Raw genomic sequence first — 15,345 nt, forward strand, 5'->3', positions numbered from 1 at the left:
TTTAAAACATAGTTGGACTAAGCCGTGCTACACCTATGGGTATTTATCTGCTTTGCTTTGAAGGTTTTGTCTGGTTTTGGACCATTGTCCTGAAGTTTTGGACGGATTCCGCTTTTTTACCCGGAAATTTTGTTTGGGACCGGGCATACCTTTCCCTGTAACAGAACCTCTGTTTTGTTTTTCTTTCAGCTTTTCAAAGAACTTCATCCCTGCTTTTTCATTCAGGGACCATTTGCTTTTCCTTCGGGCGTGGCAAAGACCATCCTTCCGTTCTTGCAGCAGCTACACCTGAACATCTCTTCTCCGAAAATCTCCTCCATCACCTCGTAGGTGCTCAGCCCATGGTAAAATGACACCTCCCTTGTTATGTTCAACAGCCTGAAACATTCATTCATTTTGGTGTTGCTGTTGGCCGAGGCCAAGATGCCGTAATAGCGGATTTTGTAGAAGCCTGTTGGCAGTACATGTTGCATAAATCTTCTGACAAACTCGGAACAGGCAAGCAACATGGTTTTGGTTTTGTTGTCCCTGTAATCCTTCCACCTGAATTTTACGGTTTCACCATCTGTATCCAGAATACGGCTGTTGCTGATCGCTACCCTGTGGGTGTACCTGCCAAGGTAGCTGACCACCTGGCCCGCCCCCCTGAAGGTCTTCTTGATATAGACATTCCACATCTTTGCGTAAGATTCCCTTTTCAGACTATTGATATCGGCAAACAGCTCTTTTTGACCTCCGGGTATCCTGAGAAGGTTATCCTCCAGTGCTCCCAGAAGCCTTTCCATGAACAGTCCCCGGAACACAGCCGAAAGGGCCTTTACCGGAACGAAGAACTTTTTGCCGGCATACAGCCACTGCATCCCGTCACTGTCAAGGCCTCCTGCAGGAACCAGCATATGGATGTGGGGGTGGTAGTTCAGGGATTGGCCCCAAGTGTGGAGTACCGACAGACAGCCGCTTTCGACTCCCAGAAATGCCGGGTTCAGGGCAGTCTTCTTTACTGCTTTTGCGGAACATTCAAAGAGCAGGTTGTAACAGAACCTCTGGTTGATGTAGAACAATGGATTGAGAAACTCAGGAACCGTAAACACGGCGTGAAAGTACCTGACAGGCAGAAGCCTGCACTTTAGCTTTTCCACCCACAACTGCTGCTTGATGTACTGGCACTTCGGACAGTGACGGTTCCTGCAGCTGTTATAGCAGACTTTGACCGTACCGCAGGAGTCACAACAGAGACTGTGTGAGCCCATTTGTGATGTCCGGCAATGGAGGATGTCGTTAAAGGCCTTTCTCTGATCAGGGCACAGATGCTTCTGCGACAGGAAGACCTCCTTTTGGGAATCCAGGACTGTTGAGAGTTCGGCCCCACCATTCCTCTTGTTGACAGCATCCATCAAAGCTCATCCAGGGGACTTTTGATCAGGGCCGGATCCAGATTGCAGATATGCAGGTAGACCGTAGTGGTCTTAAGGGATCTGTGTCCCAGGAGTTCCTGGATTATCCTGACATTGGTCCCCTGCTCGAGCAGGTGCGTGGCGAAGGAATGCCGCAGGGTATGGAAAGAGGCATGCTTTGTTATTCCGGCACATTCCATGGCCTTTTTCAGAACAGACTGTGCGCTTTTTTCGCTGTATGGCTTTCCCGGCACCTGCCCTTCAAAGAGATAAGTAACCGGACGGTAGCTTTTGAAGTAATCCCGAAGCTGTACCAGTAACTTATGGGGCAGAAGGGTATACCTGTCCTTGTATCCCTTGCCTCCCCTCACTTTAAGCTGCATCCTGTCACTGTCTATATCGCCGGGCTTGAGACTGATCACCTCACCAAGCCTGAGCCCCGAGGCGTAGGTAAGGGCTATCAGGCAATAGTGCTTTCTGTTCCTGATACTCTTAAGGATAAGCGACACTTCTTCCTTTGAGAATACAACCGGAAGCAGCTTGGGACGTCTTGGCCGTTTGATCCTGATAGTATCCCAATCTCTTTCAAGCACGTCTTTGAAAAGTATTTTAAAGGCACTGATTGTCTGGTTGATGCTTGATACCGAAAGTCCGTCCAAACTGATCCTTTTAAAAAGGTAGTCCTTTAATTCGGGGATACTGATCAGATCCGGACTTTTTCCAAAATGAGCTGATACTACAGATACCAGGCTAAGATAGGTCTTGATGCTTCTGGGAGAATAATGTCTGTAGGACATCTCCTCATACATCCTCTGGCGCAAACTTTTTTTTCCATGATTAAATTAGTTAAAGATTGAACATGGAATAAATTTAATACATATTGTTAAAAATCAGGCCTTTATGATGGAATACAGAAAAACTACCGACGAAGGAGGTTTAGTTCAACGTTGAACTAAACCTCCTTCGTCGGTAGTTTTTCTGTATTCCATCATAAAGGCCTGATTTTTAACAATATGTATTAAATTTATTCCATGTTCAATCTTTAACTAATTTAATCATGGAAAAAAAAGTTTGCGCCAGAGGATGTATGAGGAGATGTCCTACAGACATTATTCTCCCAGAAGCATCAAGACCTATCTTAGCCTGGTATCTGTAGTATCAGCTCATTTTGGAAAAAGTCCGGATCTGATCAGTATCCCCGAATTAAAGGACTACCTTTTTAAAAGGATCAGTTTGGACGGACTTTCGGTATCAAGCATCAACCAGACAATCAGTGCCTTTAAAATACTTTTCAAAGACGTGCTTGAAAGAGATTGGGATACTATCAGGATCAAACGGCCAAGACGTCCCAAGCTGCTTCCGGTTGTATTCTCAAAGGAAGAAGTGTCGCTTATCCTTAAGAGTATCAGGAACAGAAAGCACTATTGCCTGATAGCCCTTACCTACGCCTCGGGGCTCAGGCTTGGTGAGGTGATCAGTCTCAAGCCCGGCGATATAGACAGTGACAGGATGCAGCTTAAAGTGAGGGGAGGCAAGGGATACAAGGACAGGTATACCCTTCTGCCCCATAAGTTACTGGTACAGCTTCGGGATTACTTCAAAAGCTACCGTCCGGTTACTTATCTCTTTGAAGGGCAGGTGCCGGGAAAGCCATACAGCGAAAAAAGCGCACAGTCTGTTCTGAAAAAGGCCATGGAATGTGCCGGAATAACAAAGCATGCCTCTTTCCATACCCTGCGGCATTCCTTCGCCACGCACCTGCTCGAGCAGGGGACCAATGTCAGGATAATCCAGGAACTCCTGGGACACAGATCCCTTAAGACCACTACGGTCTACCTGCATATCTGCAATCTGGATCCGGCCCTGATCAAAAGTCCCCTGGATGAGCTTTGATGGATGCTGTCAACAAGAGGAATGGTGGGGCCGAACTCTCAACAGTCCTGGATTCCCAAAAGGAGGTCTTCCTGTCGCAGAAGCATCTGTGCCCTGATCAGAGAAAGGCCTTTAACGACATCCTCCATTGCCGGACATCACAAATGGGCTCACACAGTCTCTGTTGTGACTCCTGCGGTACGGTCAAAGTCTGCTATAACAGCTGCAGGAACCGTCACTGTCCGAAGTGCCAGTACATCAAGCAGCAGTTGTGGGTGGAAAAGCTAAAGTGCAGGCTTCTGCCTGTCAGGTACTTTCACGCCGTGTTTACGGTTCCTGAGTTTCTCAATCCATTGTTCTACATCAACCAGAGGTTCTGTTACAACCTGCTCTTTGAATGTTCCGCAAAAGCAGTAAAGAAGACTGCCCTGAACCCGGCATTTCTGGGAGTCGAAAGCGGCTGTCTGTCGGTACTCCACACTTGGGGCCAATCCCTGAACTACCACCCCCACATCCATATGCTGGTTCCTGCAGGAGGGCTTGACAGTGACGGGATGCAGTGGCTGTATGCCGGCAAAAAGTTCTTCGTTCCGGTAAAGGCCCTTTCGGCTGTGTTCCGGGGACTGTTCATGGAAAGGCTTCTGGGAGCACTGGAGGATAACCTTCTCAGGATACCCGAAGGTCAAAAAGAGCTGTTTGCCGATATCAATAGTCTGAAAAGGGAATCTTACGCAAAGATGTGGAATGTCTATATCAAGAAGACCTTCAGGGGGGCGGGCCAGGTGGTCAGCTACCTTGGCAGGTACACCCACAGGGTAGCGATCAGCAACAGCCGTATTCTGGATACAGATGGTGAAACCGTAAAATTCAGGTGGAAGGATTACAGGGACAACAAAACCAAAACCATGTTGCTTGCCTGTTCCGAGTTTGTCAGAAGATTTATGCAACATGTACTGCCAACAGGCTTCTACAAAATCCGCTATTACGGCATCTTGGCCTCGGCCAACAGCAACACCAAAATGAATGAATGTTTCAGGCTGTTGAACATAACAAGGGAGGTGTCATTTTACCATGGGCTGAGCACCTACGAGGTGATGGAGGAGATTTTCGGAGAAGAGATGTTCAGGTGTAGCTGCTGCAAGAACGGAAGGATGGTCTTTGCCACGCCCGAAGGAAAAGCAAATGGTCCCTGAATGAAAAAGCAGGGATGAAGTTCTTTGAAAAGCTGAAAGAAAAACAAAACAGAGGTTCTGTTACAGGGAAAGGTATGCCCGGTCCCAAACAAAATTTCCGGGTAAAAAAGCGGAATCCGTCCAAAACTTCAGGACAATGGTCCAAAACCAGACAAAACCTTCAAAGCAAAGCAGATAAATACCCATAGGTGTAGCACGGCTTAGTCCAACTATGTTTTAAACGCAATCTTGAAACGCCAATTTATTTTGGCTATTTTTTTGGCTAGATTGCGTCTAAAACACTTTACGTTGGCTCTTAGTGTAGAATTAATCCATACCTCTTTATTCTTGGAATTTTTAATTCCCCTCTTCTCAAGAAAGACATTTCAGGCCCATACAAAGCCGGTTTGAATTAAAAAATGATCCCATGGGGATCAAATATGGGTATCCCCGGGTAAGGAACGCAACCCGGGGAAAATGATCCACAAAACATCTCCGGTTTTTGGCCGAATTAATATCAATAGTGAATCAGGCTTTCCGCCAAAAACAGGGAAGGTTTGATCTGACGCTAAGTGTGAGTTGCAAACGCACCCAGTCAAAACCGAAAATTCAATCTTCAGCTAAATGGGTACTAAGCTTTTTTCAGGACGAGCCACACCCCGACTGATGCAAATCCTGTCTTGGTATTTTGGTATTTCATTTTTTCCTTTTGTAATGATTCTGTGTTATTTGATTCAGAAAAGTTTTTGTTCCAATAAGCTCAAATTTCAGTTCGTTTGGTAATTCCGTAAATAAGGAAGATCCTCCTCCTAATAAGACAGGAATTGTTGTAAGGATCATTTCATCTATTAAGTCCTCTTTTAGAAAGTTCCTGATGGTTGTACCACCGTCAATGTATAATTTCTTATATCCTTTTTCGTGAATTTGGTCTAAAATTTCTGTCAATGTCCCTTTGACCAGATAGGCTTTGTCTTGATGAGAAAAAGGTATTTTTTTTAATTTATTACTCAATACGAAAACAGGTTTGTTATATGGCCAATCGACCTCAAATCCGAGTACAGTTTCAAATGTTGTGCGTCCCATTACCAGGGCATCAATTCCATTAGAGAATTTCAAGTATCCAATATCATCATTGTCAGGATTTGGAATGGAGTGCAGCCAATCAATTCCACCATTTTTGTCTGCGATATAGCCATCAATACTTGTTGCGATAAATACGCTATTCTTTTTATTCATTTATTCTTTCGAGTTTTTTGTCAATAGGAATATCTACGTGATTCAGCTTGGAGACAACGGGCTTTCGGAGACGTTCGCTTCCAGCCTACTCCTAACTTCTTCAAAATAGTAAACTTTCTATTTCCTCTGAGCCGCCCGCGGTATCCAAGGTGATGTTGTTATGGCATCGTTTTTTTTACGTGGATAAAGGATTTATTCTTAATTGACCACCAACAGCTTTTAATACTTTCATAATTGTTTCAAATTGGGGCTTTGATCCTGCTGATAGGGCTTTATACAAACTTGGCCTACTCATCCCAGTTTCTTCCGCTATTTTGGACATCCCAATTGCTTTTGCAATGTGCCCAAGCGCAACAACTACATCATCATTATCTCCTTCCTCCAAAACTGAATTCAAATATTCAGCAATCATTTCTTTGCTGTCCAAATAATCCGCAATATCAAATTTTGACGTTTCCATTTTTTTATTTTTTTATCCTTTCCCAAATTTCTTTTGCTTTTTCAATATCCTTTTGTTGGGTTGATTTTTCTCCCCCTACAAGAAGAATAATGATTTTGCCTTCTCTTTCCTTGAAGTAGATTCTATATCCTTTAGCATAGTCTATCCTCAATTCATGAATGCCTTCCCAACTGGTTTACAATCCCCGAAATGTTCGTCAATTTCAAGTTTTTGGATCCTGAACAAAATTTTCGCTTTTGCTCTTAAATCCTTCAATTTTCTCAACCATTTGTCAAATTCAACAGTCTTTTCAATAAAATACATCTACCTAATTGTCTTCATTTGGATACAAAATTATATGTTTTTTCTAGATTTAAAAAGTTACTCCGTATATACACCTGAGGTAACTTTTATTCTTTAAACCTACTAAATTCTTCCTCCACTAAAAATACCGTAAACAGGTTATTTTTACTTTTTGGGATTTCATTTTATTAGATGATTATTTCAATCGGCGTATTGCTGAGGATTTATTTGGCTAATTATTGATGGCTGTCGGTTTGAATTAAAAATGATCCCATAGGGATCAAATATGGGCAGCCCCGGGTAAGGAACGTAACCCGGGGAAAATGATCCACAAGAAATCTCCGGTTTTTGGCCGAAATCATGTCAATAGGGAATCAGACTTTCCGCCAAAAACAGGGAAGGTTTGATTGCTGTTCATTTCCAATCTATTCAGCATCCAAGATTTTATTAAAGTCATGGTTGCTCAAAGGCTTGTGATAAAATTTTTTGACAATAGAATATTTTCTCGACCTTTCTAAATCACTCTTGTCTGTGGAAGAGGACAAAATATATAAGGTAATATTTGGGTAATCGCTCCATTCGCTTGCCTGCATTTCTTCCAAAAACCCCCAACCATCTAATATGGGCATATTCAGATCCAACAGGATAATACATTCGGCAGCAGGCTCAAAATGGTCATTCAATTTCTCCAGGCCAACTCTGCCATTTTCACAGGGGATAAAAACCAAAGAACTATCAATGCTACGCATCATCCTCTCAACAATCAAGCGAAGGACGCAATCATCATCAATCAAAAATACTTTTTTACTCATTTGGGTTTATTATGTTGGATGAATTGGGCGTCCTCAATGATTTTTCTTACAATTTCATCCATTTCATCGGATGAAGTTTTCAATTGATTGAGCCAATACATTAAGTCGTCAAGACTGTCTTTCTGGGTTTCAATTAAATTGACGATCCCCAAAATCCTTGCCAAAGGTGCCCTGACAATATGGGATTGGGTCCAGGCTATGTTTTTGAGCTTTTCATAGGCTTCTTTTATTTGAGCCTCGGCCATTTTTTTCGCCGTAATGTCTATGCGTAAGGCCAGAAATTTAAACGGATGATTATTTTCATCGAAAAAAGGAACGATAGTGGTGTCTACCCAAAAATAAGATCCGTCTTTTTTTTGATTCCGCACTTCACCCCGCCATATCTTGCCGGATTTGATGGTCTTCCAAATAGCATCAAAAAACTCATCTGAATGATAATTGGAATTTATATACCGGTGGGTTGTACCTATCAACTCTTCACGGGAATATTGGGAAAGTTCACAGAAATTGTCGTTGACTTCTACAATAACACCTTCAGCATCCGTAATGGTAAAACTTGCAGATTGGTCTACGGCATATTGATAATCCTGGAGCATCCTTATACTTTGCGCCAATTCTATTTCAATGGCTTTATAGGCATTGATATCCTGAAAGCTGCCAATAATGCGCCTGCAATGTCCGCCTATCATTTCTGCCCTTCCAATGGCCCGCACCCATCTTTCGTTATTTTTAGCGGTAACGATCACAGCCTCAAAATCGAAAGGTTTACCTGTTTTCTGGCATTCCTGAACGCAGTATCTTACCATATCCCGAAAATCTTCCCGATAGAATGCAAGAGTATTCTCCAAATCAGGAATAAAAGTGCATGGATCTGTTTCGTGAAGTTCGTGTGTCATGTCTGACCACAGAATTTTATTATTTGCAAAATTCACCTCCCAACTGCCTATCCTTGCCATTTGAGTTGCTTCGGAGAGCAGCTCCTCATTTTTTGCTTGCTGAGTGATATCCAAAACAAAAGAGTTGAAGAGTACCGTGCCATCTGCCAGGAAATTGGGCGAACCCATGCCCAGAAAAATGCGCACATCACCGTTTGGCAAAATACTTTTATATCGGGATAGCCATTTTGATTTGGTTTTTACTGCATCCATGACATCCTTTTTTACCCGCTCAAATTCACCGCCTGATTTGGTCTGATTCCAGACCAGGTTGATGTCCCGTTCTACTTCCTCAGGGCTGTAACCCCAAATTTGATAGGCACCTTTGCTTACAGAGCGCAGGGCATCAGTTCCGTCCGGAAACAGGAGGTATTGAAAAACCACTCCGGGTAAATTATCTGCCAGGTCCCTCAGGCGAAACTCTGCCTCTTTGCGTTCTGTAATATCTTCACAAATGGCTACTGTTTTTATAGGCTTGCCATTCTCGTCCCTGATAAATGCAAGATGAATCCGCACCCAGATAATGGTGCCGTCTTTCTTTATATAGCGCTTTTCGTTTCTATATTCCGCTTCGCCCCGTGCAGCTTTACTGAATATTTCCCAATCTTTACCCCTGTCTTCAGGGTGAGTCAGCTCTAAAAATGACATATTCCGAAGTTCCTCGGCATTATAACCCGTAATGGATTCATAAAAGGAATTGATCAAAATAATTCGTCCATTTGACGGATCCACTTGGGCGATTCCCAGAGAAGCGATCTCAAATATGGATCTGAAATTGGCTTCACTCTTCTGTAAGGAATCTTCAGCCATTTTCCGCACTGTAATGTCTTCAGAAAGTATGGCAATTTCATCATTACCGATCGAGACAATTACAAGACGAAGCCAGGTCTTTATAGAAACAATTTCACCCACATATACATCTTCTAAAATCTTGGTTTTACCAATGTCCGCTACGGCTATATAGGCTTTAAAAACATCCGAATCATGGTGAGAAGGAAACATTTCAAGCAGCCTCTTTCCTATTACTTCATCCGGATCTGTATGATTGATCTTTGCAATCGCCTTGTTTTCATAAATCCATTCAAAATCAACAATAGCACCTTTTTTGTTTCGCACAGGCTTCAAAATGGTAAAGCCGTCCGGCGACATTTCCTGAACGACTCTAAAACGCTTTTCGCTCTCTTGGAGCTCCGCGGTGATCTCCAATAAACGGGATTCTGTTTCCTTTTTGTGGGTGATGTCCTGTACAGCACATTCGAAAGCATAGGGTTTGCCTTCATTATTTTTGAGCAAACCACCCTTTTGCCTTACCCAATGAATACTGCCATCCGGTAAGTTAATTCTATGTTCAAAATCAAGTGCTTCCTTTCCTGCAAATGCAGCATTCAGGGCTGCACGAAAGGCTTCCAGGTCTTCAGGGTGTATTGTTTCTTCAAAATTTTCAAAATTCAACTCAAAATCTGACTTGTTTCTGCCCCAGATTTTGAAAACCTCATCTGTCCATGACAGGGTATTACCATCTAATTCCAACCTCCAATAACCGATTTTCCCAAGACATGAAATGGCTTCAAGCTGCTTGCTTTTTTCTTTCAACAAACCCAATTGCTTTTCATGTTGGGTTAGGTCCTGACAGGTTAACAGCACGCTATCAAGGTCATCAAATTTCAATTTATAGCCATCAACTTCCAGTAGAAGAAGTTCACCGTTCTTTTTTTGATGGGTAAATACCCCAAAGTGAAAATTTCCCTCAGTTTTGTCTACAGCTGCAGTAGCTTTCAGAAATGCAGGAAATTCTTTTTCGGGAGTAAGATTATTTAAAGTAAGCGTAAGGAATTCTTCTCTTGAATAACCAAAAAGATCCAAAGCAGATTGATTGACCTCAACAATTTGAAAATTTTTCAGATCATAAATCCAAGAGGGATGTTTGTTGTGGTAAAATAAGCCGCTATAATCGATTGATTTCTTCAAAATGGATGCATTTTCGATGGGTTTATATCACTTACTTAAAAAGTTAATATACATTAAATATGACATATATCAGTTTTTTTCACAAAAAACCTGCCACCTTTTGCGGCTATTTTCTTTAGGTACATGATGCGTTCAGTATCAAGCCAATTCCAACTTATTTAATTATTTTAAAGTGGTTTTCTATTTGCCAGTTTCGAATAGATAGCTGAATCCACGCTCAATCTTAAAAAATAAATCTAACAAATTCTAAAAAAAACAACAAATACTGTAATCCTGGCTTTCCCTTAATCCGGTATTTATAAAATTGATTATGGTGTTATTGAATATTCCCTCCAGGGTGAAGATTGGCGTAGGCGCTAGGTGTTGATTGCCCGCCCTGCAACCAAGCTACTCGCTAAATAGCTTCATTGAAACTATTCTATACGCCTCTACCTGAATCGGTAGTCAGGCCCGTCCCTACCTACTTATTTTTGGAATTTTCAATTCCCCCTTTCTCAAGACTGCCATTTCAGGGCCATCTAAAAAATAGTTTGAATTAAATAATTATCCCATAGGGATCAAATATGGGTAGCCCCGGGTAAGGAACGCAACCCGGGGGCATTGAACAGCAAAACGTCTCCGGTTTTTGGCCGAAATAATATCAAAAGTGAATCAGGCTTTCCGCCAAAAAAAGGGAAGGTTTGATCCCAAAAAGGCTGGGAAAACTTCAGTCCTCGAATGGTTCGGGATGAGGCTTCATCTATTTGATTTCTATGGTTTGGATCCTCCTTTGGCCGAAGGATTGCAGAAAACAATATAAGCCAACGGTTTTGCCCCACCTTATGGATTATTCAAAGCAAAGCACAATGCCTTTAGCCCAATAAGAAAAAAACAAAAAAAATCCCGCCTTGTCAAAGGCGGGATTAAAATCAAACTGCTAGTCTGTTTACTCTTTAATCAATCGCTTGATCATCAAGATATCTCCAGCTTTCACCTGTACGGTATAGAATCCTGCAGCCAGGCCATCCAGGTTAAAGGTCTGCACAAAGCTTTCTTCTCTATATGCTTCATTTTCCAGAACCAATCTACCTACTGCATCATAGATGCGGATGGCCACTGTCGCTCCCTGATCCAGATCCACCATTACCGATGTTTCTTTTTGGGCAGGGTTTGGATAAAGTCGGAATTCGCCTACACTTGGTTCATCTGAAAGCTCCATATCTTCAAATGAATTTTCCAACTCCTCATCTGTCGGATCAGTGATCTCCCTCCTGACATCTTTACCTTTGCCTTTGGCCTCGTGAATTGTAATGGATCCACCGCCCAGAACAGTCGAAACATCCGAGTTGTCATCCGCGCCCAATCCATTGTCATAGACAATACCTGATGCACCCCAGATTTTGATCCTGAACTGATCCGGATTTGATTCGCCATTAAAGTTTCCGTCCAAAGCAACCAAGGTGAAATTATATCCCGGAACATCATTGATCGTTCCTTCACCCCTGTAGGTGGCTTTCTTGCCGGAAATCACCAAGGTGCCTGATTCATGCAACGTGGACTTGAAGTTTAAATCTCCGGCTTTGAATTGGAATTCAGTATTTCCATCCACACGGTTTGAACCCTTCTTGTACTTAGATACAAATCCAAAGTTCGCTTTACCTGTTAGGCTTTCGTCTGCCTTGTACGCACCGACAGGAGACATAATCCAACCTCCACCAGTTACGAAGTTTCCGTTTGGATCAAAAATAGGTAGATAAGCCACTGATTCGACAAGTCCAGTACATTCAACTATAGTAGCTGATACTTTATAGACAACTGGAACGGCACCTAACTCAGCAGCCAAAACAGTTATTGCTGCAATACCGGAACCATCAGTTAAAGCAGTTTTTTCATAGGTTCCATTATCTAAGGAGAATGTTACCTCTACTCCCTCCACAGCCGGTGATACAGTTGCTTTTAGAACGGCATCACTTCCTAATGGAACAGGAGTGCCTGACTCAGAAGCATCAATGCTCAGCGCTACATTATCGCTGATAGTCACCGTGGCATTGGCATTGGCTGTATTGCCGGCGGCATCTGTTACAGATACAGAAACAATATTTTCTCCCAGGTCGTCGCAATCAAACGTGAAAACTGTTGGGCTAAACACCAAATCTCCACTGCATTTATCGGTCGCGGCAAAAATATCAGTAGCAAGTAGCGTAACCGTGTTTGTCAAGCCAAGTACTGCCGTTGGTGTCGGTGTAATCACCGTGATCACCGGGGCTTCACTATCTATTACTGTTACGGTAAAGCTCTTTTGGATGGCTTTATTTCCAGCCGCATCTGTGGCATCTACAGTTACGGTAGTTGTTCCCACCGGGAAGAAGGCATCTCCCGTTAAAGGAGTCGTGATACGTGTGAAGATATCTTTGCCATCATCAACATTCATAACTAAGGTAATACCAGAACAATTATCACTGGCGCTGGCAGTGAGGGTAACGATAGCACCACATTGACCGGGATCATTTTCCACCAGAATATTAGCCGGAACAGTTACTACCGGATCGGTTTTATCTTCCACAGTAATGGTAGTAGTTGCTGTACTGGTTGCACCTTTGCTATCGGTAACCATAAGCGTTACAGAAGTTGTACCCAAAGAGTAAGGCGCAGCAGGAAACACGCCAAAGGAAATCACATCGCCGTCGGGGTCAAAGGAACCGCCATCAAAATCAGCAGCGGTAGCAATACCCTCACAATTTGCATCTGCAGAGATTGTAAGAGGTTTAGCAACTGCGACCGGAGGCTGGTTGCAAACATCCAATGGGTCGGTAACCTTGACAGTAAAGCTACAGGCTGTCTCATTACCGTTTCCGTCCCGGATAAAGATGGTGACGGGGACATCGGCCCCGAGGTCATTGCAATCGAAGTTACTTTTGGTGATGCCAACGGTACTGGGAGCCGTGGTACAATTATCTGTGTAGGAGGTCAGGATATTGTCGAAGATAAAATTCGCGCTATTGATCGAGAAGGTCCCATCGGCACCAAGGGCCACTTCGATATTTTGGCAGGTGACGACCGGGGGGGTTGTATCTTTGACGGTAATCGTTGTTGAAGCCTGACTTGTTACAAATCCATCACTCACACTCAGCTTTACGTTGGTCACACCCAATGGATAAGGTCCAACAGGACTTACTGAGAAGGAAAGCTGATCGCCATCGGCATCAGTCGAACCTCCATCAAAATCAACGGCGGTAGCCGAACCCTCACAATTTGCATCGGCAGAGACCGTGAGAGGTTTTGCTACTGCGACTGGTGGCTGGTTGCAAATGGCTATTGGATCGGTTATTGTAAGAATGAATGAACTGCTAGTTACATTACCATTAATGTCTTTAATTTTAATAGACATTTCATTGTCTCCAATTTCTTCACAGTCAAAAAATACCTTTGTTATTTCAATGTCATTTTCACCTTCGAATATTCCACAGTTGTCTTGACTCTTGACAATAATATCCTGAAAAATCAATTCCCTTGAAAGTAAAAAGAATCCTCCACTTGGCAGTGAATAAGTGACATCTTGAACCACTAAAACTGGAGGGGTAATATCATTGACAGTAACGTTGAAGCTACAGGTAGCCTGATTGCCCGCTGGATCGGTAGCGGTGTAGATCACTTCTGTTGTGCCCACAGGGAATACCGCACCGGGTTCAAAATTACTGGTGAAGCTCACTGAACCACTGTCGTCCGAGGCTGTCGGAGCAGTCCAAGTGACTGCGGCGCTGCAAACACCCTCTGCGTTGGACACGCTGATGTCTGTTGGACAGTCGCTGATGACAGGGGCTATGGCATCCAAATCCAGACAGAATTCGAAATTATCTATGTTTATATATTGGAAGGCTGATCCCAAAGAAATCTCCAATTGATCGATGAGGATTGTGGAATTATCTGCCCCACCTTCTGTCCTTAAATCAAAAATGTAATACCCGCTATTTGCACTAAAGTCTTCCGGGAATCCGGATGATTTTGTAATGGAATAAACTTGGGAACCATCTTTCTTTCCAATTACTGTAATACTTCCATCATTTGTAGGATTATTACCATCAGCGTCTGAGGAAAGAAAAACCGCAAATTTCTTTAGGTTGATATCACTCGACAGAGAATTGATTACATAAGGCCCAAGTCCTGTATTCAGCAATACATATCGGGACCCATTGATCCCAATTGTAGGTGTTTCTGTATGGACCTCTAAATTTCCTGTAATCGAAAAATTATTCGCACCAATAGAAAATGATTTACTGGCATCAGTTTCATCTTCAAAATCCTCGATCAGGCATGGACTAACATGATGTATTTGGCCTGAGGTGAAGGCAGCTGTACCGGTTACATTATTTTCATTCGATATGTCCGTACCTGCTTTAATATCCAACCTAATGTTACCTTCACCGGATAATCCTGTGATAAGAACCGAATACGTTGCATTTGACCCTGAAACAGAAGCTATTGTTCCGGTAGCAGTTCCAGTATTGGTCAATTCAAAATCATCTACACTGACATTTTCCGCAATTTTTGAAAATTCTACATTATAAGTAACTGAAGTGGCTGTACTAATCGGAGCACCAATCAGGTTAACCGCCAAAACTGTTGGCGCTGAATCACTCCCATCCATGAATGGAACATTGTAAGTAACATCATCTAAAATCAAAAAAAGATCCGACCCCTCTATTAAAATATGGTCCACATCAAAAAAATCAGGGTCAGTGGCAAAAGTTTTAAGGCCTGAGGTTCCACTATCAAAATTGATGGCTTTTGTACTTCCTACCTGTGCACCGCCCTTAAATGCTTTGATTGTTCCGGCATCCGATGTCCCCAAAGCATTTGAAATGTCCCGATCCTGAAGCCAAATACTTAAAAACTGAAAAGAGGCATCGTCGGCGCGGGATATTTTCCAGCCAATGATGCCTCCTATTTCTTGGTTACTGTCATCTAATCCAGGACCAAGGTTTTTTCCTTCATTTATATCTATTCCAATGCAGACCGTGCATGTAGCCGAAGCACCTTTAATTGCCTCAAACCTCAATTCTCCCTCCACATGCGGATTAGAAAGCCCTTGGTTTTCGGTGTAGCCGTCAAAATTAACGGTAGTTTGCTGCCCGAAACCTTGCCGGGACCAAGCAAACAAAATCACGATGAATATAAATAATTGTCTTGGGTATACAAGTTTCATGGCAGTTGCTTTAAAATGATGAAAGAAATTTA

The 15,345-nt window shown here is 42.8% G+C and carries 12 protein-coding genes; 3 read left to right on the forward strand and 9 right to left on the reverse strand.

Features of this window, described 5'->3' with window-relative positions; translation table 11 throughout:
* Positions 1–33 precede the first annotated feature (33 nt).
* From B9A52_RS25715 to B9A52_RS20655, 3 genes are read right to left on the reverse strand one after another with little or no spacing between them, the layout of a single operon-like run.
* Positions 34–207, reverse strand: coding sequence for a hypothetical protein (locus tag B9A52_RS25715; RefSeq protein ID WP_157370051.1), 174 nt, complete (start codon positions 205–207; stop codon positions 34–36).
* 14 nt (positions 208–221) lie between these two features.
* Positions 222–1,394 carry an IS91 family transposase gene (locus B9A52_RS20650; protein ID WP_084119165.1) on the reverse strand — a complete coding sequence of 391 codons (1,173 nt, stop codon included), beginning with the start codon at positions 1,392–1,394 and terminating at the stop codon, positions 222–224.
* Positions 1,394–2,203 (reverse strand): tyrosine-type recombinase/integrase, encoded by an 810-nt coding sequence (locus tag B9A52_RS20655; protein ID WP_084119151.1) that lies wholly within the window; start codon positions 2,201–2,203, stop codon positions 1,394–1,396. Before B9A52_RS20655 ends, B9A52_RS20650 begins: the two co-directional genes overlap by 1 nt.
* Positions 2,204–2,477: 274 nt before the next feature.
* Here B9A52_RS20655 and B9A52_RS20660 point away from each other — a divergent pair, with 274 nt between their 5' ends.
* Genes B9A52_RS20660 through B9A52_RS25720 form a run of 3 tightly spaced genes read left to right on the forward strand, consistent with a single transcriptional unit; the run spans position 2,478 to position 4,647 of the window.
* The gene (locus tag B9A52_RS20660) at positions 2,478–3,287 is read left to right on the forward strand and encodes a tyrosine-type recombinase/integrase (protein ID WP_084119151.1); all 810 of its coding nucleotides are present in this window, start codon (positions 2,478–2,480) and stop codon (positions 3,285–3,287) included.
* A complete protein-coding gene (locus B9A52_RS20665) occupies positions 3,287–4,459 on the forward strand; it encodes an IS91 family transposase (RefSeq protein WP_084119152.1) in 1,173 nt (390 codons plus the stop codon). The genes B9A52_RS20660 and B9A52_RS20665 overlap by 1 nt, the downstream gene beginning before the upstream one ends.
* A gap of 14 nt (positions 4,460–4,473) precedes the next feature.
* On the forward strand, positions 4,474–4,647 hold the full coding sequence (locus B9A52_RS25720; protein ID WP_157370051.1) for a hypothetical protein: 174 nt from the start codon (positions 4,474–4,476) through the stop codon (positions 4,645–4,647).
* 487 nt (positions 4,648–5,134) lie between these two features.
* Here the strand turns inward: B9A52_RS25720 and B9A52_RS20670 are convergent, their stop codons facing one another.
* The 6 genes from B9A52_RS20670 to B9A52_RS20695 all read right to left on the reverse strand — a co-directional run bounded on the left by B9A52_RS20670 (position 5,135) and on the right by B9A52_RS20695 (position 15,313).
* Positions 5,135–5,674, reverse strand: coding sequence for a dihydrofolate reductase family protein (locus tag B9A52_RS20670; protein WP_084122384.1), 540 nt, complete (start codon positions 5,672–5,674; stop codon positions 5,135–5,137).
* Between the two features lie 175 nt (positions 5,675–5,849).
* The gene (locus tag B9A52_RS20675; RefSeq protein WP_084122386.1) at positions 5,850–6,134 is read right to left on the reverse strand and encodes an addiction module antidote protein; all 285 of its coding nucleotides are present in this window, start codon (positions 6,132–6,134) and stop codon (positions 5,850–5,852) included.
* Between the two features lie 4 nt (positions 6,135–6,138).
* Positions 6,139–6,285, reverse strand: coding sequence for a type II toxin-antitoxin system RelE/ParE family toxin (locus B9A52_RS26590; RefSeq protein WP_231955345.1), 147 nt, complete (start codon positions 6,283–6,285; stop codon positions 6,139–6,141).
* Positions 6,286–6,841: 556 nt separating this feature from the next.
* The gene (locus tag B9A52_RS20685; protein WP_084122388.1) at positions 6,842–7,228 is read right to left on the reverse strand and encodes a response regulator; all 387 of its coding nucleotides are present in this window, start codon (positions 7,226–7,228) and stop codon (positions 6,842–6,844) included.
* A complete protein-coding gene (locus tag B9A52_RS20690) occupies positions 7,225–10,131 on the reverse strand; it encodes a PAS domain S-box protein (RefSeq protein ID WP_084122390.1) in 2,907 nt (968 codons plus the stop codon). Before B9A52_RS20690 ends, B9A52_RS20685 begins: the two co-directional genes overlap by 4 nt.
* A gap of 925 nt (positions 10,132–11,056) precedes the next feature.
* A complete protein-coding gene (locus B9A52_RS20695) occupies positions 11,057–15,313 on the reverse strand; it encodes an HYR domain-containing protein (RefSeq protein WP_084122392.1) in 4,257 nt (1,418 codons plus the stop codon).
* Positions 15,314–15,345: the final 32 nt, after the last annotated feature.

Source organism: Aquiflexum balticum DSM 16537 (genome assembly GCF_900176595.1).
GTDB lineage: Bacteria > Bacteroidota > Bacteroidia > Cytophagales > Cyclobacteriaceae > Aquiflexum > Aquiflexum balticum.

Excerpts from the sequence above, each read along its gene's own strand:
- B9A52_RS25715 (WP_157370051.1), bottom strand. The coding sequence starts at position 207 with ATGAAGTTCTTTGAAAAGCTGAAAGAAAAACAAAACAGAGGTTCTGTT.
- B9A52_RS20650 (WP_084119165.1), bottom strand. The coding sequence starts at position 1,394 with ATGGATGCTGTCAACAAGAGGAATGGTGGGGCCGAACTCTCAACAGTC.
- B9A52_RS20665 (WP_084119152.1), top strand. The coding sequence starts at position 3,287 with ATGGATGCTGTCAACAAGAGGAATGGTGGGGCCGAACTCTCAACAGTC.
- B9A52_RS20685 (WP_084122388.1), bottom strand. The coding sequence starts at position 7,228 with ATGAGTAAAAAAGTATTTTTGATTGATGATGATTGCGTCCTTCGCTTG.
- B9A52_RS20655 (WP_084119151.1), bottom strand. The coding sequence starts at position 2,203 with ATGTATGAGGAGATGTCCTACAGACATTATTCTCCCAGAAGCATCAAG.
- B9A52_RS20695 (WP_084122392.1), bottom strand. The coding sequence starts at position 15,313 with ATGAAACTTGTATACCCAAGACAATTATTTATATTCATCGTGATTTTG.
- B9A52_RS25720 (WP_157370051.1), top strand. The coding sequence starts at position 4,474 with ATGAAGTTCTTTGAAAAGCTGAAAGAAAAACAAAACAGAGGTTCTGTT.
- B9A52_RS20675 (WP_084122386.1), bottom strand. The coding sequence starts at position 6,134 with ATGGAAACGTCAAAATTTGATATTGCGGATTATTTGGACAGCAAAGAA.
- B9A52_RS20660 (WP_084119151.1), top strand. The coding sequence starts at position 2,478 with ATGTATGAGGAGATGTCCTACAGACATTATTCTCCCAGAAGCATCAAG.
- B9A52_RS20670 (WP_084122384.1), bottom strand. The coding sequence starts at position 5,674 with ATGAATAAAAAGAATAGCGTATTTATCGCAACAAGTATTGATGGCTAT.